Source organism: Mesorhizobium sp. 10J20-29 (genome assembly GCF_054130485.1).
Map to the genome: position 1 here is coordinate 4,051,893 of NZ_CP199156.1, position 18,928 is coordinate 4,070,820.

The 18,928-nt window shown below is 64.1% G+C and carries 18 protein-coding genes; 4 read left to right on the forward strand and 14 right to left on the reverse strand.

Annotated features, from left to right (window positions below):
• Window positions 1–25 precede the first annotated feature (25 nt).
• The 8 genes from ACT2BZ_RS19410 to ACT2BZ_RS19445 form a co-directional block, all read right to left on the reverse strand.
• Entirely contained in the window at window positions 26–1,102 is a 1,077-nt protein-coding gene (locus ACT2BZ_RS19410) for a BMP family ABC transporter substrate-binding protein (protein WP_457936965.1), read from the reverse strand.
• 51 nt (window positions 1,103–1,153) lie between these two features.
• Window positions 1,154–2,068 (reverse strand): ABC transporter permease, encoded by a 915-nt coding sequence (locus ACT2BZ_RS19415; protein ID WP_457936966.1) that lies wholly within the window; start codon window positions 2,066–2,068, stop codon window positions 1,154–1,156.
• Window positions 2,061–3,176, reverse strand: coding sequence for an ABC transporter permease (locus tag ACT2BZ_RS19420; protein ID WP_457936967.1), 1,116 nt, complete (start codon window positions 3,174–3,176; stop codon window positions 2,061–2,063). Before ACT2BZ_RS19420 ends, ACT2BZ_RS19415 begins: the two co-directional genes overlap by 8 nt.
• Window positions 3,176–4,786, reverse strand: coding sequence for an ABC transporter ATP-binding protein (locus ACT2BZ_RS19425; protein WP_457936969.1), 1,611 nt, complete (start codon window positions 4,784–4,786; stop codon window positions 3,176–3,178). Before ACT2BZ_RS19425 ends, ACT2BZ_RS19420 begins: the two co-directional genes overlap by 1 nt.
• Window positions 4,787–4,870: 84 nt before the next feature.
• Window positions 4,871–5,848 (reverse strand): quinone oxidoreductase family protein, encoded by a 978-nt coding sequence (locus ACT2BZ_RS19430; protein WP_457936971.1) that lies wholly within the window; start codon window positions 5,846–5,848, stop codon window positions 4,871–4,873.
• Window positions 5,849–5,850: 2 nt separating this feature from the next.
• The gene (pcsA, locus tag ACT2BZ_RS19435) at window positions 5,851–6,636 is read right to left on the reverse strand and encodes a phosphatidylcholine synthase (protein WP_457941388.1); all 786 of its coding nucleotides are present in this window, start codon (window positions 6,634–6,636) and stop codon (window positions 5,851–5,853) included.
• Complete coding sequence (locus ACT2BZ_RS19440; protein WP_457936972.1) at window positions 6,609–7,223, reverse strand: DUF1326 domain-containing protein; 615 nt, start codon at window positions 7,221–7,223, stop codon at window positions 6,609–6,611. The genes pcsA and ACT2BZ_RS19440 overlap by 28 nt, the downstream gene beginning before the upstream one ends.
• Window positions 7,224–7,240: 17 nt before the next feature.
• Entirely contained in the window at window positions 7,241–8,134 is an 894-nt protein-coding gene (locus ACT2BZ_RS19445) for a DUF2182 domain-containing protein (RefSeq protein WP_457936974.1), read from the reverse strand.
• An 82-nt stretch (window positions 8,135–8,216) separates the two neighbouring features.
• Between ACT2BZ_RS19445 and ACT2BZ_RS19450 the strand changes: the two genes are divergently transcribed.
• The gene (locus ACT2BZ_RS19450) at window positions 8,217–9,428 is read left to right on the forward strand and encodes a UbiH/UbiF family hydroxylase (RefSeq protein WP_457941389.1); all 1,212 of its coding nucleotides are present in this window, start codon (window positions 8,217–8,219) and stop codon (window positions 9,426–9,428) included.
• On the opposite strand, the gene ACT2BZ_RS19455 is transcribed toward ACT2BZ_RS19450, so the two are convergent.
• Window positions 9,405–10,367, reverse strand: a complete 963-nt coding sequence (locus tag ACT2BZ_RS19455) for an AEC family transporter (RefSeq protein WP_457936976.1) — start codon at window positions 10,365–10,367, stop codon at window positions 9,405–9,407. The two genes, ACT2BZ_RS19450 and ACT2BZ_RS19455, sit on opposite strands and share 24 nt — an antisense overlap.
• 128 nt (window positions 10,368–10,495) lie before the next feature.
• On the opposite strand from ACT2BZ_RS19455, the gene hspQ reads away from it, so the two are divergent.
• Window positions 10,496–10,819, forward strand: coding sequence for a heat shock protein HspQ (gene hspQ / locus ACT2BZ_RS19460; protein ID WP_457936978.1), 324 nt, complete (start codon window positions 10,496–10,498; stop codon window positions 10,817–10,819).
• Window positions 10,820–10,885: 66 nt separating this feature from the next.
• Here the strand turns inward: hspQ and ACT2BZ_RS19465 are convergent, their stop codons facing one another.
• Window positions 10,886–11,515 carry an invasion associated locus B family protein gene (locus tag ACT2BZ_RS19465; protein WP_457936979.1) on the reverse strand — a complete coding sequence of 210 codons (630 nt, stop codon included), beginning with the start codon at window positions 11,513–11,515 and terminating at the stop codon, window positions 10,886–10,888.
• A gap of 237 nt (window positions 11,516–11,752) precedes the next feature.
• On the opposite strand from ACT2BZ_RS19465, the gene ACT2BZ_RS19470 reads away from it, so the two are divergent.
• Both ACT2BZ_RS19470 and ACT2BZ_RS19475 read left to right on the forward strand, forming a co-directional pair.
• Complete coding sequence (locus ACT2BZ_RS19470) at window positions 11,753–13,558, forward strand: extracellular solute-binding protein (protein ID WP_457936981.1); 1,806 nt, start codon at window positions 11,753–11,755, stop codon at window positions 13,556–13,558.
• 20 nt (window positions 13,559–13,578) lie between these two features.
• Window positions 13,579–14,253, forward strand: a complete 675-nt coding sequence (locus ACT2BZ_RS19475) for a DsbA family oxidoreductase (RefSeq protein WP_457936983.1) — start codon at window positions 13,579–13,581, stop codon at window positions 14,251–14,253.
• A 9-nt stretch (window positions 14,254–14,262) separates the two neighbouring features.
• Here the strand turns inward: ACT2BZ_RS19475 and ACT2BZ_RS19480 are convergent, their stop codons facing one another.
• The 4 genes from ACT2BZ_RS19480 to tpiA form a co-directional block, all read right to left on the reverse strand.
• Complete coding sequence (locus tag ACT2BZ_RS19480) at window positions 14,263–15,891, reverse strand: CTP synthase (RefSeq protein ID WP_457936985.1); 1,629 nt, start codon at window positions 15,889–15,891, stop codon at window positions 14,263–14,265.
• Between the two features lie 147 nt (window positions 15,892–16,038).
• Complete coding sequence (locus ACT2BZ_RS19485) at window positions 16,039–17,319, reverse strand: L,D-transpeptidase family protein (protein WP_457936986.1); 1,281 nt, start codon at window positions 17,317–17,319, stop codon at window positions 16,039–16,041.
• A 216-nt stretch (window positions 17,320–17,535) separates the two neighbouring features.
• Window positions 17,536–17,940, reverse strand: a complete 405-nt coding sequence (gene secG / locus ACT2BZ_RS19490) for a preprotein translocase subunit SecG (protein ID WP_457936988.1) — start codon at window positions 17,938–17,940, stop codon at window positions 17,536–17,538.
• 191 nt (window positions 17,941–18,131) lie between these two features.
• The gene (gene tpiA / locus ACT2BZ_RS19495) at window positions 18,132–18,896 is read right to left on the reverse strand and encodes a triose-phosphate isomerase (protein WP_457936990.1); all 765 of its coding nucleotides are present in this window, start codon (window positions 18,894–18,896) and stop codon (window positions 18,132–18,134) included.
• Between the last annotated feature and the right edge of the window lie 32 nt (window positions 18,897–18,928).

The following is an 18,928-nucleotide window of genomic DNA, read 5'->3' on the forward strand; positions in this document are numbered from 1 at the left end:
CCCGCTTCTCCGCTGGCGCGGAAGTTTACTGCGGCAGCTTGTCGTCGACGCCGGCGACGTAGAAGTTGAGGCCGAGCAGCACGCCGTCCTCGGCGACTTCGCCGTCCTTCAGCCACTCGGAGCCGTCCTGCTTGGTGATCGGGCCGGTGAACGGGTTGAGCTCGCCGGAGGTGATCTTGGCCTGCGCCTCTTCGGCGGCAGCCTTCACGTCGTCGGGCATGTTGGTGTAGGGCGCCATCACGACGTGGCCGTCAGCCATTCCGCCCCAGACGTCCACCTGCTCCCAGTTGCCGTCGATCACGGCCTTGATCCGCTTGGTGTAGTACGAACCCCAGTCGTCGACGATCGAGGTCAGCTGCGTCTCGGGACCGAACTTGATCATGTCCGAGGCCTGGCCAAACGCCTTGATGCCGCGCTCGGCCGCAACCTGCATCGGAGCGGTGGAATCGGTGTGCTGCGTGATGATGTCGACGCCCTGGTCGATCAGCGCCTTTGCGGCATCGGCTTCCTTGCCCGGGTCGAACCAGGTGTTGGCCCACACCACCTTGACCTTGAAGTCCGGGTTCACGGACTGCGCACCGAGCAGGAAGGAGTTGATGCCCATCACCACTTCCGGGATCGGGAAGGAAGCGATGTAACCGGCAACGCCGGCCTTCGACATCTTGGCAGCGATGATGCCCTGCACGTAGCGGCCTTCATGGAACTTGGAGTTGTAGGTCGAGACGTTCGGCGACTCGCGCTTGAAGCCGGTCGCATGCTCGAATTTTACGTCCGGAAACTTCTTGGCAACCGCATTGGTGGCGTCCATGTAGCCGAACGAGGTCGTGAAGATGATGTTGCAGCCCGAGCGGGCGAAGCGCTCGATGGCACGCTCGGCGTCGGCGCCCTCCGGCACGCTTTCGAGGTAGGCCAGTTCGACCTGCTCCTCGCCGCCGAGTTCCTTCTGCGCCTCGAGGGCACCCTGGTGATGCTGATACGACCAGCCGAAGTCGCCGATCGGGCCGACATAGATGAAGCAGGCTTTGGTTTTGGCTTCGGCGGCCATCGTCCCGAAGGCGATCGCCGCGGCCGCGGCCGCCATTGTGAGCAATTTTGTTTTCATTTGATCCTATCCTCTTGAGGGTCTTGTTGGGGTCTCATCCCGTTGTTTCTTCTAGCGATCTGGCACGAACGGCCGCCCCAGTGATGCCGGTGTGTTTATCAGCGTCAATCGCCTGTTCCTGGAGATTAGAACAAGGACGACGATGGTTGCCAGATAGGGAAGCGAAGAAAGCAGCTGCGAGGGTATGCCTATCCCCAACGCTTGTGCGTGAAGCTGGCCGATCGACACTGCGCCGAACAGATAGGCGCCGGCAAGTACCCGCCACGGACGCCAGGACGCGAAGACAACCAGCGCCAGCGCGATCCACCCTCGCCCGGCAGACATGTTCTCGATCCACTGCGGTGTGTAGACCAGCGACAGGAAGCCGCCGGCGAGACCCGCGCAGGCACCACCGAACATCACGGCCAGATAGCGTATGCCGATGACGTTGATGCCGAGCGCGTGCGCCGAGGTGTGGTTGTCGCCGACCGAGCGCAGCGTCAGGCCGGCGCGCGTCTTGAACAGGAACCATGCCACGCCGAATGTCAGCAGGATCGACAGGTAGAAGATCGGGTCCTGTCCGAAGAACAGCCTGCCGACGAGCGGAATGTCGGTCAGGTAGGGAATGTAGATCGCGCCGAGCTTGACGCCGGGCTGCCCGACGAAGCTCTCGCCGATCATGCCCGACAGGCCGATGCCGAGCAGCGTCAGGGCGAGACCGGTCGCCACCTGGTTGGTTACCAGCGTCAGCGTCAGGAAGCCGAAGAGCAGCGAGAACAGCGCGCCGACGACGATCGCCGCCAGAACCCCGAGCCAGGGCGACCCGGTGGTGAGCGCCACGGCAAAGCCGCTGACGGCGCCCATCACCATCATGCCCTCGACGCCGAGATTGAGAACGCCGGAGCGTTCCACGACCAGTTCGCCGAGCGCTGCGATGAGCAGCGGCGTCGCCGCGGTCGCAATCGTGATGATGATCTGTTCAAACATTCTGCGTGGCTCCCTCTGCCTTTGCAGTCGCGCCGACGATCCGCACGCGATAGTGGATCAGCGTGTCACAGGCGAGCACGAAGAACAGCAGCATGCCCTGGAAGGCGCGCACCGCCTTGTCGGATACGCCGATGGCGATCTGGGCCGACTCCCCGCCGAGATAGGTCAGCGCCAGGATCAGGCCTGCCGCGACGATGCCGAGCGGATTAAGCCGGCCGAGGAATGCGACGATGATGGCCGTGAAGCCGTAGCCGATCGAGATCTTCTCATTCAGGTGCTCGATCGGACCGGCCACTTCGGAGATGCCGGCAAGCCCGGCCAGCGCACCCGACAGCATGAAGACGAAGAACACCATGCGGCCCGAGGAGAAGCCGGCAAAGCGCCCTGCCCGCGGGCTCTGGCCGAGCACCTTGACCTCGAAACCCTTCAGCATCTTCGACAGCATGAACCAGACGAGCACGGCCGCGACCAGGGCGAAGACGAAGCCGTAATGGGCGCGCCCGGCCTCGGGCCAGATCTGCGGCAGGATGGCGTATTCGGAGAACCGGATGGTGCCCGGAAAGCTCATGCCCTCGGGATTGCGCCAGATGCCGCGCACCAGCCAGTCGTTGAAGAGCTGTGCGACATAGACCAACATCAGGCTGGTCAGGATTTCGTTGGTATTGAAGCGCACCTTGAAGAAGGCAGGGACGGCCGCATATGCGGCGCCGCCGGCCATGCCGAGGATCAGCATCAGGGGCAGCACGATCCAGGACTGGAAACCCGGAAACATCACCGGGATGATGGAGCCGGCCATCGCCCCGGCAATGAATTGGCCTTCGGCACCGATGTTCCAGTTGTTCGACAGGTAGCAGACCGAGAGGCCGACGGCGATCAGGATGAGCGGCGCCGCCTTGATGGCGAGCTCGTGCAGCTGCCAGCGGTTGCCGGGGTCCCAGATGCCGGTCAGCGGATCGATGAAGTAGTAGTAGAGCGCATCGAACGGGTTCTTGCCGAGCAGTGAGAACATGATGGCGCCGGCGACCAGCGTCAGCCCGAGGGCGATGAAGGGCGACAACGCGGAAAACAGCGCAGAGTGCTGTGGGCGCTTGACGAGTTCGACGCGCATCAGACGGCCTCCATCGAGTGGTCGGCGTGGCCGGGTTCGGCACCGCCCATCAGAAGTCCGATCTGCTCCAGCGTCGCTTCGGCGATCGGCAGCGGCTTCGACAGGTGTCCGTTGTGCATCACCGCGATGGCATCGGAAATCTCGAACAGCTCATCGAGGTCCTGGCTGATGATCAGCACCGCCGAGCCGCTGCGCGCCAGTCCGATCAGCGACTGGCGGATCTTTGCCGCGGCGCCGGCGTCGACGCCCCATGTCGGCTGGTTGACCACCATAACCGTCGGGCTGCGGTCGAGCTCGCGCCCGACGATGAATTTCTGCAGATTGCCGCCCGAGAGTGCGGCCGCCTCGGGGTCGCGGCCGCTCTTGCGCACGTCCATCTCCTCGATGATGCGCTGCGTGGCGGCGTCGATGGCGCCTTCCTTGACCAGCCCGCCGGTGCCGAGAAACGCCTTGGCGTCGGTGGCATAGCGCGACAGGAAGAGGTTTTCCGACAGCTTCATGCGCGGCGCGGCGCCGTGGCCGAGCCTTTCCTCCGGCACGAAGGCGGCACCCAGCATGCGCCGGCCGGTGATTGACAGCTTGCCGGCATCGTTGCCGCGAATGCGGATCGTGCCCGCGTCGTCCTGAATGGCCTCGCCCGAAACGGCCTCGAAGAACTCGCCCTGCCCGTTTCCGGCGACGCCGGCGATGCCGATGACCTCCCCTGCCCGCACATTGAGTGAAATGTCGCGCAGCGGGGTCGAGAAGGGTGTCGCCGGCTTGCGGTTAAGTCCGCGGATCTCGAGCAGGGGTTCTGCCTTGTCCATGCCCTCGATCGGATCACGCACGACGGCCTGCACCTCGTTGCCGACCATCATGCGGGCGAGCGATGCCGCCGTCTCCTGGCGCGGATCGCAATGGCCGACCACCTTGCCGTGGCGCATGACGGTCGCCCCGTCGCACATCCGCTTCACCTCTTCGAGGCGGTGCGAGATGTAGAGGATCGACTTGCCTTCGGAGCGCAGCCGTTCGAGCGTCTCGAAAAGCTTGTCTGCCTCCTGCGGCGTCAGCACCGAAGTCGGTTCGTCGAGGATGATGAGGTCGGGCGTCTGCAGCAGGCAGCGGATGATCTCGATGCGCTGGCGTTCGCCCACGGACAGGTCGCCGACCATCGAAAAGGGATCAAGCGGCAGGCCGTAGCTGTAGGAAAGGGCCTGCGCCTTTGCAGCAATGGTGCCGATTGGCGTGTTGTCGTCGAGCGACAGGGCGATATTCTCGGCTGCCGAGAGCGCCTCGAAAAGCGAAAAATGCTGGAAAACCATGCCGATACCGAGCTTTTTTGCAATGCTCGGACTGGCAATCCTGACGGCTTCGCCGTTCCAGCGTATTTCGCCGGAATAGGGTTCCAGCGACCCGAACAGCATCTTCACGAGGGTCGATTTCCCCGCGCCGTTCTCGCCGAGAAGCGCGTGGATCTCGCCCTTTCCGATTGTCAGGTCGACGCTGTCGCAAGCCTTCAGCGTGCCGAAGATCTTCGTCAGGCCGCGCACCTCAAGCAGGGTTGGGCCGCTCGTCGCAAGGCTTGTCTGCACAACGCCCCCCGTTATGTTTTTTCTGTTCCCGGCAGGCATGGTAGGCGTGACTCTGCCGTAACGCAAAGCGTCGGGAGCCTTGAAAGATTTTCAATATATTCAGCGATAAACCGGCTCGACTCCTCAGGGAATCAAAACAGTCGTGCCGGTTGTCTTGCGGCTCTCGAGGTCCGCATGGGCCTGGCCCGCGTCTTTCAGCGCATAGCGCTGGTTGACCATGACGCGCACCTTGCCGGAACCGACGACGTCGAACAGCGCGCGTGCACCCGCCTCGAGGTCCTCGCGCTTGGCGATGTAGGTGAAGAGCGTCGGCCGGGTCGCGAAGAGCGAGCCCTTCTGCGCCAGCAGCGAGATGTTGAACGGCGGGATCGAGCCCGACGACTGGCCGAAGCTGACGAACATGCCGAGCGGCTTGAGGCAGTCGAGCGACCCGGGGAAAGTATCGTTGCCGACGGAATCGTAGACGACGTCGCACATCTTGCCGCCGGTGATCGCCTTCACCTCCTCGACGAAATTCTGGTCGCGGTAGTTGATGACATGATCGAAGCCATGGCTTGCGGCCAGCGCCACCTTTTCGGGCGAGCCTGCGGTGCCGATGACCGTCGCGCCAAGATGCTTTGCCCATTGCCCGGCGAGCAGCCCCACCCCGCCGGCGGCCGCGTGAAACAGGATCGTGTCGCCTGCCTTGACCTTGAAGGTGCGGCGAAGCAGGTATTCCGCCGTCAGCCCCTTCAGCATCATGCCGGCCGCCTGTTCGTCCGAGATTGTGTCCGGCAGCTTGACCAGCCGGTCGGCGGCAATCACGCGCTCCTCGCAATAGGCGCCGAGCGGCGTCGTATAAGCGATGCGGTCGCCGGGCTTCAGCCAGTCGACGCCCTCTCCGGTCTCCAGCACCACGCCGGCCGCCTCGCCGCCGGGAACGAGCGGCAGGCCGTTGGGCGGCGGGTAAAGTCCGCTTCGGAAATAGACGTCGAGAAAATTGAGCCCGATCGCCGTGTGGCGCACCAGCGCCTCGCCGGCGCCGGGCTTGCCTGGGTCCATTTCCTCGTAGGTCAGCGCTTCTGGACCGCCCTGGGCGTAGACCTTGATTGCCTTCGACATGCTCAGTTCTTCTTCAATCCGAGGGTTGGAAACATCTGCATGATCCCGCCGATGCAGAAAAGGTAGATACCGGTGATGGCGATGCCGAATTTCGTGAACTCGTTGACGTTGGCGGCGAGCACGCCGATCTGGCTGTAGAATTCGGCAAGTGCGGCCTCGGCCAGCGCCAGCATGCCGAAGGCGCACCAGAGCAGCGTCATGCCAAGGTTGAGAGTTCTCAGTCGCTTGACGCGGACAGGGTGCAGGAAATTCACCGGCAGGAATGTCATGATGCCGGCGATCACCACCACCGCGAACGAGATCCACTCGCCCGGCCCGACCACGAACAGCGTGAAGACGATCATGTTCCAGACGACCGGGAAGCCCTTGAAGAAGTTCTCCTTCGTCTTCATGCCGGTGTCGGCGTAGTAAATGGCGCTCGACACCACGATGATCGCCGCCGACAGGAACGACAACCCTTCGCCCATCAGGCCGCGCTGATAGAGCGCAAAGGCCGGGATGAGCACGTAAGTCACGTAGTCGATGATGTTGTCGAGAAGCTCCCCCGACCAGGTCGGCAGGATTTCCTTGACGTCGAGCTTGCGCGCGATCGGCCCGTCTATGCCGTCGACGAAGAGGGCCAGCCCCAGCCACCAGAACATGGCCGTCCAGCGTTGCTCGCTTGCCGCAACGAGCGACAGGAACGCAAGGAAGGAACCGGATGCTGTGAGCAGGTGGACCGAGAAGGCCCTCGCCTGCGGCCAGGTGACTTTTCTTGGTTTCACGGGCCCCGCCAGTCGAGTTTGCAGATCTCGGCCGAACGGCCTGCAAAATTCCAGTTACGTCCGAATGCGCGAAGCTTGCTCTTGTCGGCCTTGGCGACGGTGATTTCCGGTGCGATCCAGTATTCCGAATTGGTGATGACGGTGTCCTTCTCGCGGTCACCGCCGCGGATCGGCGTCACCGCACCGTCGATGATGTTCGGGATCTGGAACAGCCGCGTCTTGTCCTTCGTCTCGTAGGAGATCGGCACCTGCTCGACGCCGAGGAACTTGCCGACCAGGATCGACAGCAGGCCCGTCGTGCCGCCGGCCTTGCCGGTAAAGATCTTGGTCAGCGCCTTGAGCGCGTAGATCGAGGCTCGCTTGTCGACGAACAGGCCGGCGGTCCAGTTGCCGCGACTCATCTGGCCCGGAATCTCGATGATCAGACCGAGATTGAGGCCGGACAGGTCGGTCTCGCCGAAATGACCGGAATCGATTCGGAACCCCGCCCAGGTCTGGCAGTAACCTTCGGTCGGCGGATGCGTGCCCAGCGACAGGACACAGGGGCAGAACACCGTACAGTTGCAGGAGAGGACCAGTTCTCCCTTCATTGCCCAGCTCTGGTCGCCCATGAATCCTCCCTGCACGCTTATAGCGAGACTAATAGCAGCGCCGTTCCCCAGACAAGCAGTATCGCACCCGCCAGCCGCGTGGCCAGTGTCCCCTTGGTCTGTTTCTCGACCAGGGTAAACAGCGCAAGCAGTGCCATCCAGAAGATGTTCATGACGCCGACCGCAAACATCACCAGCATCAGCGCCCAGCAGCAGCCGAGACACCAGACGCCCTGTTCCACGCCGAGCCGCAGAACCCCGGCGGGACGCACCGTCCAGCGCGCGAACAGCACCGCGAAGGGGTTCCGGCATTTCTTGAGGCAGGCCTCCTTAAGGCCGCTGAACTGGTAGAGCCCCGCGAGGCCGAGCGCCGCGGCGCCGGCAATCCCTATGGCGGGATCGAATGCAGCTCCGCCGCGATAGGATTGCAGCGCGATCGTCAGTCCAGCGAAGCCAATCGCAGCCAGCAGCCACACGCCCAGGTAGCCGGCCACCAGTACCAAGGGATGCACCACGGCCTCGCCCTTGCGGCTCGCCGTGTCGGCGATTTCGCAATAGGTTCTGATCATCGGCGCGGCCGACGGCAGCATCATCGCCAGCGCCATCAGGAACCACATCGCCGTCAGCGCGAGAAAGGCGCCCACTCCGGCCTCGCCGAGCGGCACCGGCGCGAGGCAAAGGGCAAAGAACCGCTCCAGGAAAGCCGGCAGGGGCAGGTGGAACATGCCCGAGACCAGACTGTCGCCGGGCGCGCCAGCCGGACCGATCCTGCTCTCGGCGCCACGCACCGCCATCGCGGCGATGACCAGCCACGACAGCGCCACGGCCGAGCCGACGGCGGCATAGACCAGCGCCCGCGGCCGTTCCGCCATGCTTGCGGTCGCGCGTCCGGCACGGCCGAGATGCCCGAACCCCTGATGCTCAACTGTCATTCCATCGGAATGGGCCAAATCGCCGCGTTGTTCAATCCGTCGCCGCTGAACTATATGAACGGTAAGCAATCGAAGGGACCGCATCGAAGTGGACACGAGCAAGCGGGTCATCGTCGCCGGGACCGGGCCGGTCGGACTGATCGCGGCGCTGTCGCTGGCGCGCCAGGGCATCGAAGTCGTTCTCGCCGGCCCTGAAACCGGCCCCGAAGACGGCCGCACGACGGCGCTGATGCGTCCCGCGCTTTCCCTTCTCGACCGCATCGGCGTGCTGGCCGCCCTCGAGGAGAAAGCCGCGCCGCTGAAGGTCATGCGCATCGTCGACGCGACGGCACGCCTCGTCCGCAGCCCCGTGGTGACGTTTCGCGCCAGCGAGATCGACGAGGATTATTTCGGGTTGAACATTCCCAATTCCGCGCTCAATGCCGCACTGGCCTCGGCCGTGGCGAGCCAGCCCGCGATCGATCGACGCCCTGAACTCGTGGACGGATGGACGCTCGGGCCGGACGGTGTCACCGCTTCGTTCAAGGGCGGATCGTCGGTCGAGGCCGCGCTGGCCGTCGCTGCGGACGGGCGCATGTCGAAGGCGCGCGAGGCGGCAGGCATCACGGTATCGGCGCGCAGCTACCCGCAATCGGCGCTGGTCCTGAATTTCGCGCATACCCGCGACCATGCCTTCACCTCGACCGAGTTCCACACGGAGACCGGGCCCTTCACGCAGGTTCCCCTGCCCGGCAATCGTTCGAGCCTGGTCTGGGTGCTGAAACCCGAAACCGCCGCCGAACTGGCCGATCTCGACGACCAGACGCTGTCGCGTCGCGTCGAGGACCGCATGCAGTCCATGCTCGGTCGGGTCACGGTCGAAGGTAGGCGGCAGATCTATCCGCTGGGCGCGACCCTGCCCCGCCGCTTTGCGCAAAACCGCGTTGCGCTGGTGGGCGAAGCGGCCCATGTCTTCCCGCCGATCGGCGCCCAGGGGCTCAATCTCGGCATCAGGGATGTTGTCGATCTTACGGATATCGTTGGGAAAACCAGCGTGGACATCGGGGGCCGGGCTGTGCTCGAAGCCTATGACCGCAAGCGCCGGCCCGATATTCTGGCGCGTACCGGGGCGGTCAAGCTGCTCAACATGTCGCTGCTGTCCGACATGCTGCCGGCGCAACTCGCCCGCAGCGCCGGCCTGGGCATGATCGGCGCCTTCGCGCCGCTGCGTGCGCTGTTCATGCGCGAGGGCCTGCATCCGGGTAGCGGCCTCGCCGCGATCTTCTCCGATCTACGGGAACAGGTCCGGCGGTAGAGTCCCGCTCTTGATCAGCCAGAGCAGCCCGGTCACCGTCGCGATCGACATGCAGGTGGTCAGCAGCACGCTGGCCGACGCCCGCTCGACCCAGACATGGTATTGCTGGGCGATGACGAACACGTTGGTCGCAGTCGGCAGCGCCGCCAGCAGCACCGCCGAGAAGATCCAGGTTTCGGAAAAATTGCCGACCCAGCTCAACGCCACGTAGCAGATCAGCGGGTGCAGCACGAGCTTCAGCATGGCGATGGGCACGAGTTCGCTCGGTATCCGCTTCAGCGGCCTCAGCGCCAGCGTCACGCCCATGGCAAACAGCGCGCAGGGCGCGGCCGCGCTCGACAAATAGGCAAGCAGCCGCTCGACCGGAACCGGCGGCTGGAACTGCATGTAGGCCGCGAAGACGCCGACGGCCGTGGCGATGATGAAGGGATGCAGCAGGATCTTGCGCGCCACTTGGGAAAACAGTTGTAAGGGCGAGCTCTTTTCGTCGCCCGAAAGCGCCATCATCATCGGCGCGATGGCAAAATGCAGGATGTTCTCGAAGCAGAAGATCAGGGCGACGGGAACCGCAGCCTCCTGGCCGAAGGCCAGCAGCGCCAGGCCGGCGCCCATGTAGCCGATATTGCCGTAGGCTGCGGCCAGGCCCTTGATGGTCGAGGACGCGATTTCCCCGCGCGACATGATCACCGAGCCGACGAACATCAGCGAAAAGATGATGTAGGTCGAGAACACCGAGCCGAAGATGAACTTCCATTCGGTGAGCCGCTCGAACGGCGTCTTGGCCAGCAACTGGAAGAACAGCGCCGGCAGCGCGACGTAGATGATGAAGGTGTTCATCCAGCCGAGCGCCTCGACCGGCTGCCGCGTGATCCGCGCGACCACATAGCCCAGGATAATCAGGCCGAAGAAGGGCAGGACGAGACCGACGACGTCTGACATTTTCGAACCCGTTCCCCGAGACTGCGTGCCGTGGCCAACGCGCCGCATCGCGGAACGTCATGTGCGGCGGGATTGAAATACCGACCGTGCTGCGCCAAATAACATCAGAGGCTTGGATGGCAAATGAAATGAAGACGGCAAAATTCGCGATCGGCCAGGTGGTGCGTCACCGCCTGTTCCCTTTCCGCGGCGTCATCTTCGACGTGGACCCGCAGTTCAACAATACCGATGAGTGGTACGAGTCCATCCCGAAGGATGTCCGTCCGCGCAAAGATCAGCCGTTCTACCATCTGCTGGCGGAGAACGCCGAGTCCGAATACATCGCCTATGTTTCGGAGCAGAACCTGCTCGAGGACGAGTCCGGCGAGCCTGTGCGCCACCCGCAGCTGCGCCAGATGTTCGACCGCACGCCGGACGGTCACTACGCGCCAAAGGACCGGCTGCAGCACTAGGATTTTGCCGACGCAACAAAAAAGGCGGAGCCGAAGCTCCGCCTTTTGCTTGTTCCGGTGCGGCGATCAATTGCCGGCTTTTGCCTTTTCCTGCTCTTCCTTGAGCTTCTTGGCAAAGTCCTCGTTGTTCTTGGCAACGAACTCCTGCAGCTTCTTCTGGCGGTCCTCGATGTCGGACTGCTGCATGGGCGGGCCGTCGAAGGCGCCCGTGAAGCCGGACAGCGATACCTTGACCGGGTTGCCCTGGTTCTGCGAGTTCACCGACGTCAGCGTCAGTTCCGAACCCTTCTTGAACGAGGCGACCAGCTGGTCGGAAAGCGGTGCTTCGGCAATGCAGCGGTCCGGGAAGCAGAGCACGTAGTCGAGCTTCTGCGCCTTGCCGCCGTCGACCTGGAGGCCGATGCCGGGAGGTACGAGGCGACCGGTCGGGACCGTCACCTGGAAGACCTTCTTGTTCACCTTGCCCTTGATCTCGAGCAGGCTGATGCCGGTGACGACCTGGCCGGTGCTGGCGCTGACGATGTTCTGCACGTTGCAGATGTCGACATCTTCCTGCTTGGCGCACGCCTTGAACCAGCCTTTCGGAAGCTGTTGCTGCTGCTGTGCGCTCGACGGCACCGTGGCCGTCGCCAGCACACCCAACGCACCGGCAGCCAACACCGAGGCGCGGTAAAGATCGGTTCTCAGGCTCTTCATATTGTCGGTTTCCTCTCGCATCGTGCGGAAGCGGCGCTGCCCACCGCGTTTCCCTGCTACCTGTTGCGCAATTGAGGCAACAGAATGACTTCGCGACGCGTGTTACACTGCGGCGCGCCGCGAATCCATAGCGACGCAAGCGATTCATTCGCTGCGCTCCCCGATAAGGGCATGTTTGCACGACATGCTATTTTGCACCACGAATCAAACACGCCCACGCTGATGCGGGAGATACGCATGCATCGACGATTCCTCAGCCTCGCCCTGGCACTGGCCATCCTGCCCGTCGCCCCGTGGTCGGCGCTGGCAGAGCCCTCCCATGCCCTGTCGATGCATGGCGACCCGGCATTGCCTGCCGATTTCGCGCATTTTCCCTACGTGAATCCCCAGGCGCCGAAGGGTGGCCGCATCGACTATGCCGTGCAGGGCACGTTCAACAGCCTCAACCCGTTCATCGTGCAGGGCGACGGCGCGCGCGGCCTTTTCGACGCGGCCTTCGGCGTCACCACCTTCGACACGCTGATGATGCGCTCGCGCGACGAGCCCTTCACGCTCTATCCGCTGTTGGCCGAAACGGTCGAGACCGACGCCGAGCGGAGCTTCGTCGAATTCACGCTCGATGCCCGTGCAAAATTCTCGGATGGAAAGCCGGTCACGCCGGAAGACGTCATCTTCACGATGGAGCTGTTCCGGGACAAGGCGCGGCCGCTCTACCAGAACTGGATCAAGACGGTCGACCGCATGGAAAAGGTCGGCGAGCGCGGCGTGCGCTTCACCTTCAACGAGAGAGCCGACCGTGAGTCGCCACTGCTCCTTGGCCTGCTGCCCGTGCTGCCGAAGCACGCCACCGATGCCGAGAACTTCGACAAGTCCACGCTCGAGCCATTGCCCGGTTCCGGCCCCTATGTGGTCGATGCGGTCAAGCCGGGCGAGTATGTCAGCCTCAAGCGCCGGCCGGACTACTGGGCGAAGGATATTCCCTCGAAGATCGGCTTCGACAATTACGACGAGATCCGCGTCAACTACATCCGCGACGAGAACACCATGTTCGAGTCGTTCAAGAAGGGAAACACCGACATCCACGTCGAGAGCGACACCGGGCGATGGGAAAGCGGCTACGACTTCCCGGCCGCGACGGATGGCCGGGTCGTCAAGGAAACCTTCGTCAGCCGCCTGCCTTCCGGCATGTACGGCTTCGTGCTCAACACGCGCCGCGACGTCTTCAAGGACCGCGCAGTTCGCGCCGCGCTGGCCAACCTGTTCGATTTCGAATGGGCCAACCAGAACCTCTATTCCGGCGCCTATACGCGGACCCGCAGCTATTTCGACGGCTCCGACCTCGCCTCCACCGGCGTCCCCGCCAGCGCCGAGGAAAAGGCACTGCTCGCCCCCTTCCCCGACGCGGTGGCACCGGAATTCATGTCGGGTGAATGGACCCCGACGAAATCGGACGGCAGTGGCCGCGACCGCGCCTTCCTCAAGCAGGGGCTCGATGCGCTGAAGGCTGCCGGCTACAGGCTCCAGGACGGCAAGATGCTCGACCCCGCGGGCAAGCAGCTCGGTTTCGAGATCCTGCTCAACGGCCCGTCCGGCCAGGCCATCGCCACCGCCTGGCAACGGACGCTGTCGAGGCTCGGCATCGCGGTGGATATCCGCTCGGTCGACAGTGCGCAGTATCTCAAGCGGCAGCAGACCTACGACTACGACACCATGCTGCAGCGCTACACCTCCTCGCTGTCGCCAGGCGGGGAGCAGGTCGGGCGCTGGGGCTCGTCCTCGCGCGACCTGCCGGGCACCTATAACTTCGCCGGCGTCGCCGAGCCGGCCGTCGATGCGGTCATCGACGCCATGGTGCAGGCGCGCGGCAAGGCCGAATTCGAATCCGCCGTACGCGCCTTGGACCGCGTCCTGCTCAGCGGCTACTACGTCGTGCCGCTCTACCACCAGCCCGACCAGTGGCTGGCGCGCTGGAAGCACATCGAACATCCGGACAAGACGCCTATATACGGCTACCAGCTGCCGACCTGGTGGCGCGCGGACTGACAAGCCAAGGGAGACGGACCATGCAGAGTGCGATCAGCGTCGATGTCGTGTCCGACGTCGTGTGTCCATGGTGCTTCATCGGCCAGAAGCGGCTCGACAGCGCCGTCGCGGCGCTGCCCGAAATCGAGGTCGACATCCGCTGGCGGCCGTTCCAGCTCGATCCGACCATTCCGGCCGAGGGCATGGACCGCATGGAATACATGGTGCGGAAATTCGGCAGCGAGGAGCGCCTGCGCGAGATGAACGCGCGCATCGTGCCGCTCGGCGAGGCCGAGGGCATAAATTTCGATTTCGCGGCCATCAAGGTGTCGCCCAACACGCTGGATGCACACCGACTGATCCGCTGGGCGGGAACCGAAGGCAACGGCACGCAGAACATCCTGGTGCGCAATCTCTTCCAGCTCTATTTCGAGAAGGGCGCCAATGTCGGAGACCATGGCGTGCTGCTTGCAGCCGCGACCAGCGCCGGCATGGATGCGCCGGTCGTCGAGACGCTGCTGGCGGGTGATGCCGACCGCGATGCGGTATCGCAGGAAGCAGCGACCGCCTCGCAGATGGGCATCACCGGGGTGCCGTGCTTTCTCCTGGAAAACAAATACGCGGTGATGGGCGCTCAGGATTCGGCGACGCTTGCCGACGCCATCAGGCAGGTGGCCGCCGCCAAGGCGCGCGGCGAACTCGACGCCGCCGGCTGATTCAACCGCTCAGACCAGCCGGGACTGTTCGACCGCGGCGCCGATGAAGCTTGCAAACAGCGGGTGCGGCTCGAGCGGACGGCTCTTCAGTTCCGGATGGTACTGCACGCCGATGAACCAGGGATGGTCCGCATACTCGATGGTTTCGGGCAGCACGCCGTCCGGCGACATGCCCGAGAACACCAGGCCGCAATCTTCGAGCCGTTCCTTGTAGTCGATGTTCACCTCGTAGCGGTGGCGGTGGCGCTCCGAGATCGCCTCGCCGCCGTAAATATCAGCGATCTTGGTATCCTTGACCAGCCGCGCATCATAGGCGCCGAGCCGCATCGTGCCGCCGAGATCGCCGGTCTCGCGGCGCTTCTCCAGCATGTTCCCCTTCAGCCATTCCGTCATCAGACCGACCACCGGCTGGTCAGTCGGACCGAACTCGGTCGACGAGGCGTGGTCGATGCCGGCCAGCGACCGTGCCGCCTCGATGCAGGCCATCTGCATGCCGAAGCAGATGCCGAAATAGGGCACCTTGCGCTCGCGCGCGAACTTCGCCGCCAGTATCTTGCCTTCCGCGCCGCGCTCGCCGAAACCGCCGGGAACCAGAATCCCGTGCACCTTCTCCAGCCAGGGCGTCGGGTCCTCCTTCTCGAAGATCTCGCTTTCGATCCATTCGAGCTTGACCTTGACCCGGTTGGCCATGCCGCCATGCGACAGCGCCTCGATCAGCGACTTGTAGGCGTCCTTGAGACCGGTGTACTTGCCGACAACGGCAATCGTCACCTCGCCCTCGGGGTTGTGGATCAGCGATGAGACGTCTTTCCAGCGCTCCATGCGCGGCTTTGGCGCCGGCTCGATGCCGAATGCCGCGAGCACTTCCGAATCGAGTCCCTCGTGATGATAGGCGAGCGGCACGTCGTAGATATGCGGCACGTCGAGCGCCTGGATGACGGCGCTCTCGCGCACGTTGCAGAACAGCGACAGCTTGCGGCGCTCTTCCTTCGGGATGGCGCGGTCGGCACGCACCAGAAGGATGTCGGGCGCAATGCCGATCGAGCGTAATTCCTTGACAGAATGCTGCGTCGGCTTGGTTTTCAGCTCGCCGGCCGTCGGGATGTAGGGCATCAGCGTCAGGTGCACGTAGACGGCGTTGTTGCGCGGCAGGTCGTTGCCGAGCTGGCGGATCGCCTCGAGAAAGGGCATCGCCTCGATGTCGCCGACCGTGCCGCCGATCTCGCACAGCACGAAGTCGAAGTCCTCGTTGCCGTCGAGCACGAAGTTCTTGATCTCGTCGGTGACGTGCGGAATGACCTGCACCGTCGCGCCGAGATAGTCGCCGCGCCGTTCGCGCTCGATGATGTTCTTGTAGATGCGGCCGGTGGTGATGTTGTCGGCCTGGTTGGCCGAGCGGCCGGTGAAGCGCTCGTAATGCCCGAGGTCGAGGTCGGTCTCGGCACCGTCGTCGGTCACGAAGACCTCGCCGTGCTGGTAGGGCGACATCGTGCCGGGGTCGACGTTGAGATAGGGGTCGAGCTTCTTGATCCGCGCGCGGTAGCCGCGTGCCTGCAACAGGGCCCCGAGTGCCGCTGCTGCTATGCCTTTTCCAAGCGAGGAGACCACGCCGCCGGTGATGAATACATATCGCGCCATGGGATTCATCGCTTAACGCTGCCAACTTGATTCCACCAGCAAAAAATCCGCTGCCGGCCGTTTTTCCCGTGACCGCTGTCGCGGCGGAGTTCGAAAAGAAAAAGGCCGGCTTCACGCCGGCCTTTTACATGGGCGTTGTCGCTGTCGTCAGAGCACGACCACCTGGGTGCCCATCGGCACGCGGCGGTAGAGATCCATCACGTGCTCGTTGATCATGCGGAAGCAGCCGTTCGACGAATCGGTGCCGATCGTCTCCGGCGCGATCGTGCCGTGGATCCTGAGATGTGTGTCGCGGCCATTCTCGTAGAGGTAAATGGCGCGCGCGCCGAGCGGGTTCTGTCCACCGCCCGGCATGCCGTCGGCGTACTTGCCGTACTTCGCCGGTTCGCGCTGCTGCATTTCCTTGGTCGGAATCCAGCGCGGCCATTCCTGCTTGTCGCCGACCTTGACCGCGCCCTTGTACTGCAGGCCGTCCCTACCGACCGCGATCGCGTAGCGGCGCGCCCGGTTGGAGCCCTCGACCAGGTAGAGGTAGCGGGCAGCGGTGTCGATGACGATCGTCCCCTTGGAATAACCCGAAAACTGAACGGTCTGCGGCTCGAATTCCGGCCGAACCTTGAACTTCTTCTTGGCTTCCTTGAGCTCGAGCGCCGCATCGAGTGCGCGTGTCTCCGGGAGCATCGACTGCTTCTGGACCGGCGCGTTGCCGCCGAACAGGCCCGAAAACAGGGTCTTGGGCTTCGGCGGCGCGACCGCGGCTTCGCTGCGCAGTTCACCATTGTTGCCGGTCTGGACGACCTCCGATGCCGCCAGCCGTGCAACTTCGGCTTTGCGCGCCTCGTCGGCGGCCTTTGCCGCGGCGAGGCGGCGCTCTTCTTCGGCACGCTGCTTGGCCAGCCGCTGTTCTTCCTTGGCCTTGGCCTTGGCTTCTAGCAGCAGCCGGCGTTCTTCCGCAGCCTTGGCGCGCGCAACCTTGCGTTCCTCGGCAGCCTGTTCGCGCGCGATCTTGCGCTCTTCGGCGGCCTTCTGGCGGGCAATCTTCTTCTTTTCAGCGTCCGCTTTCCTGGCGGCGACCTTGGCGTCGCGTTCCGCCTTGGCCTTGGCGGCGAGCTTCTTCTTCTCCTCCGCCTTTGCCTTGGCGGCGGCTTCCTGCTTCTTCTTTTCCTCGGCCGCCTTCTTGGCGGCGAGCTTCTTTTCTTTCTCCGCCTTGGCCGCTTCGGCCTTCTTGGCCTTCGCCTCGACAGCGAGCTTCTTCTTCTTTTTGAGCGCGGCGGCGTCTTCCTTGGCGGTGGCGACCGTCACGACGTCCGTGGTCTGCTCGGCGGCTGGCAGGCTGGGCTGAGTGACCGGCGGCGTTCCGGCGATCGCCGACAAATGCATGGCGAAACCGGCCGTCAGGGCCAGAGGTATGAGAAGGCGAAGCTTCATTGTGACGATCCCGAAGGCGTTGATTGATGCCGAGCGCGGCACTGTTCGACTGAGGCACGAACCAGACTGGCGCAGCGCGCTTTATACGGCATTAGTGCGACAGGGCTCAAGCGGCGCTCTGCCCCGTAGGCCTTCGATTCGGCGAGATGCAGCGCCATTTGCCCGCACTGTGTCCAAACGAACACAGAACGGGCCGGAAGGACGCCAAAAAGCGTCTTACTGGTTGGGAACCTGCGGCTCGGCAGGAGCTGCCGGAGCGGCGTCCGTGGCCGGAGCAGCATCGCCGCCGGTCGAGGGAGCCGCAGCCGGAATATCGTTGCCACCAAGCTGGTCGAGGACGCCGCCGCCACCCTGCTCGCCCTGCGTCGCCGGAACGCGATCGAGAATGTCGAGCGGCTGCGCGCCATAGCGGGCGATGATCGAGAGGGTCAGCGAGGTCGCGAAGAAGGCGACCGCCAGGATAGCCGTGGCACGCGTCAGTGCGTTGGCCGCGCCACGCGCCGTCATGAAGCCGGAACCGCCGCCGATTCCGAGGCCGCCGCCTTCCGAGCGCTGCAGCAGGACCACGCCCACCAGCGCAAGCACGACCATCAGATGTATGACGATGACAACGGTTTCCATGAATTCACCTGGCGAAGCATTTCGGGCGCGAAGACCGCGGGCCCTCTTTGGAGGAGGCTCGATACAATGCTTTCACGGCATTTCCAAGCCCAAGCCGGGAATATGGGCAATCCCGGCCGTATTGCAACGCACCGGGCGCTTTCAGGAGCGCTGTCGCGCCCCCCGTGGTTCCCGCCCGGACCGGCTGCCGCCTACATGGTCCGGTAGGCGTCCGCAATGCCGAGAAAGTCGGATGCCTTCAGGCTGGCGCCGCCGACAAGCGCGCCGTCGACATTCTTCACATGCAGCAGTTCGACGGCGTTGGAGGGTTTCACAGACCCGCCGTAGAGAATCCGCATCTTGGCCGATTCTGCGCTCAACAGCTGCTTGAGTTCCGCCCGGATGTGCGCATGCGCCTCCGCCACGTCGGCGGCGGACGGCGTCAGCCCTGTGCCGATGGCCCACACCGGCTCGTAGGCAATCACCGTGTTGGCCGCGGTCGCCGTAGGCGGCACCGATCCGGCGATCTGCCTCGACAGCGTATCGAGCGTCGCGCCAAGCTCGCGCTCGGCCCGCGTTTCACCGATGCAAATGATGGCGACGATACCGGCGCGCCAGGCAGCCTCTGCCTTGGCACGCACCTGCGCGTCGCTTTCATGGTGGTCCGTGCGCCGCTCCGAATGGCCGACGATCACGTAGGACGCACCGGCATCCTTCAGCATCTCGGCCGAGATGTCGCCGGTATGAGCGCCGTTTTCCTCCGCGTGGCAGTCCTGGCCGCCCGACACCACCGGCGTCTTGGAGAGAATTTCCGACACCCGCGCCAGAAGCGTTGCGGGCGGGCAGATCAGGGCAGCCGTATCGGCGTCCAGTCCGCTCATGAAACCGCGCGCAATCGCGTGCAGTTCGGCAATCGACGCGCTGGTGCCATTCATTTTCCAGTTGCCGGCGATGAGCGGATGGATTCCGGGGGTCATGATCGCGTTCCTGTGATTTTCTTGCATTCCCT

Bases quoted from the DNA above. Each gene is read 5' to 3' on its own strand.
- ACT2BZ_RS19410 (WP_457936965.1), bottom strand. From the start codon at position 1,102: ATGAAAACAAAATTGCTCACAATGGCGGCCGCGGCCGCGGCGATCGCC.
- ACT2BZ_RS19415 (WP_457936966.1), bottom strand. From the start codon at position 2,068: ATGTTTGAACAGATCATCATCACGATTGCGACCGCGGCGACGCCGCTG.
- ACT2BZ_RS19420 (WP_457936967.1), bottom strand. From the start codon at position 3,176: ATGCGCGTCGAACTCGTCAAGCGCCCACAGCACTCTGCGCTGTTTTCC.
- ACT2BZ_RS19425 (WP_457936969.1), bottom strand. From the start codon at position 4,786: ATGCCTGCCGGGAACAGAAAAAACATAACGGGGGGCGTTGTGCAGACA.
- ACT2BZ_RS19430 (WP_457936971.1), bottom strand. From the start codon at position 5,848: ATGTCGAAGGCAATCAAGGTCTACGCCCAGGGCGGTCCAGAAGCGCTG.
- ACT2BZ_RS19440 (WP_457936972.1), bottom strand. From the start codon at position 7,223: ATGGGCGACCAGAGCTGGGCAATGAAGGGAGAACTGGTCCTCTCCTGC.
- ACT2BZ_RS19445 (WP_457936974.1), bottom strand. From the start codon at position 8,134: ATGACAGTTGAGCATCAGGGGTTCGGGCATCTCGGCCGTGCCGGACGC.
- ACT2BZ_RS19455 (WP_457936976.1), bottom strand. From the start codon at position 10,367: ATGTCAGACGTCGTCGGTCTCGTCCTGCCCTTCTTCGGCCTGATTATC.
- hspQ (WP_457936978.1), top strand. From the start codon at position 10,496: ATGAAGACGGCAAAATTCGCGATCGGCCAGGTGGTGCGTCACCGCCTG.
- ACT2BZ_RS19465 (WP_457936979.1), bottom strand. From the start codon at position 11,515: ATGAAGAGCCTGAGAACCGATCTTTACCGCGCCTCGGTGTTGGCTGCC.
- ACT2BZ_RS19470 (WP_457936981.1), top strand. From the start codon at position 11,753: ATGCATCGACGATTCCTCAGCCTCGCCCTGGCACTGGCCATCCTGCCC.
- ACT2BZ_RS19475 (WP_457936983.1), top strand. From the start codon at position 13,579: ATGCAGAGTGCGATCAGCGTCGATGTCGTGTCCGACGTCGTGTGTCCA.
- ACT2BZ_RS19480 (WP_457936985.1), bottom strand. From the start codon at position 15,891: ATGGCGCGATATGTATTCATCACCGGCGGCGTGGTCTCCTCGCTTGGA.
- ACT2BZ_RS19485 (WP_457936986.1), bottom strand. From the start codon at position 17,319: ATGAAGCTTCGCCTTCTCATACCTCTGGCCCTGACGGCCGGTTTCGCC.
- secG (WP_457936988.1), bottom strand. From the start codon at position 17,940: ATGGAAACCGTTGTCATCGTCATACATCTGATGGTCGTGCTTGCGCTG.
- tpiA (WP_457936990.1), bottom strand. From the start codon at position 18,896: ATGACCCCCGGAATCCATCCGCTCATCGCCGGCAACTGGAAAATGAAT.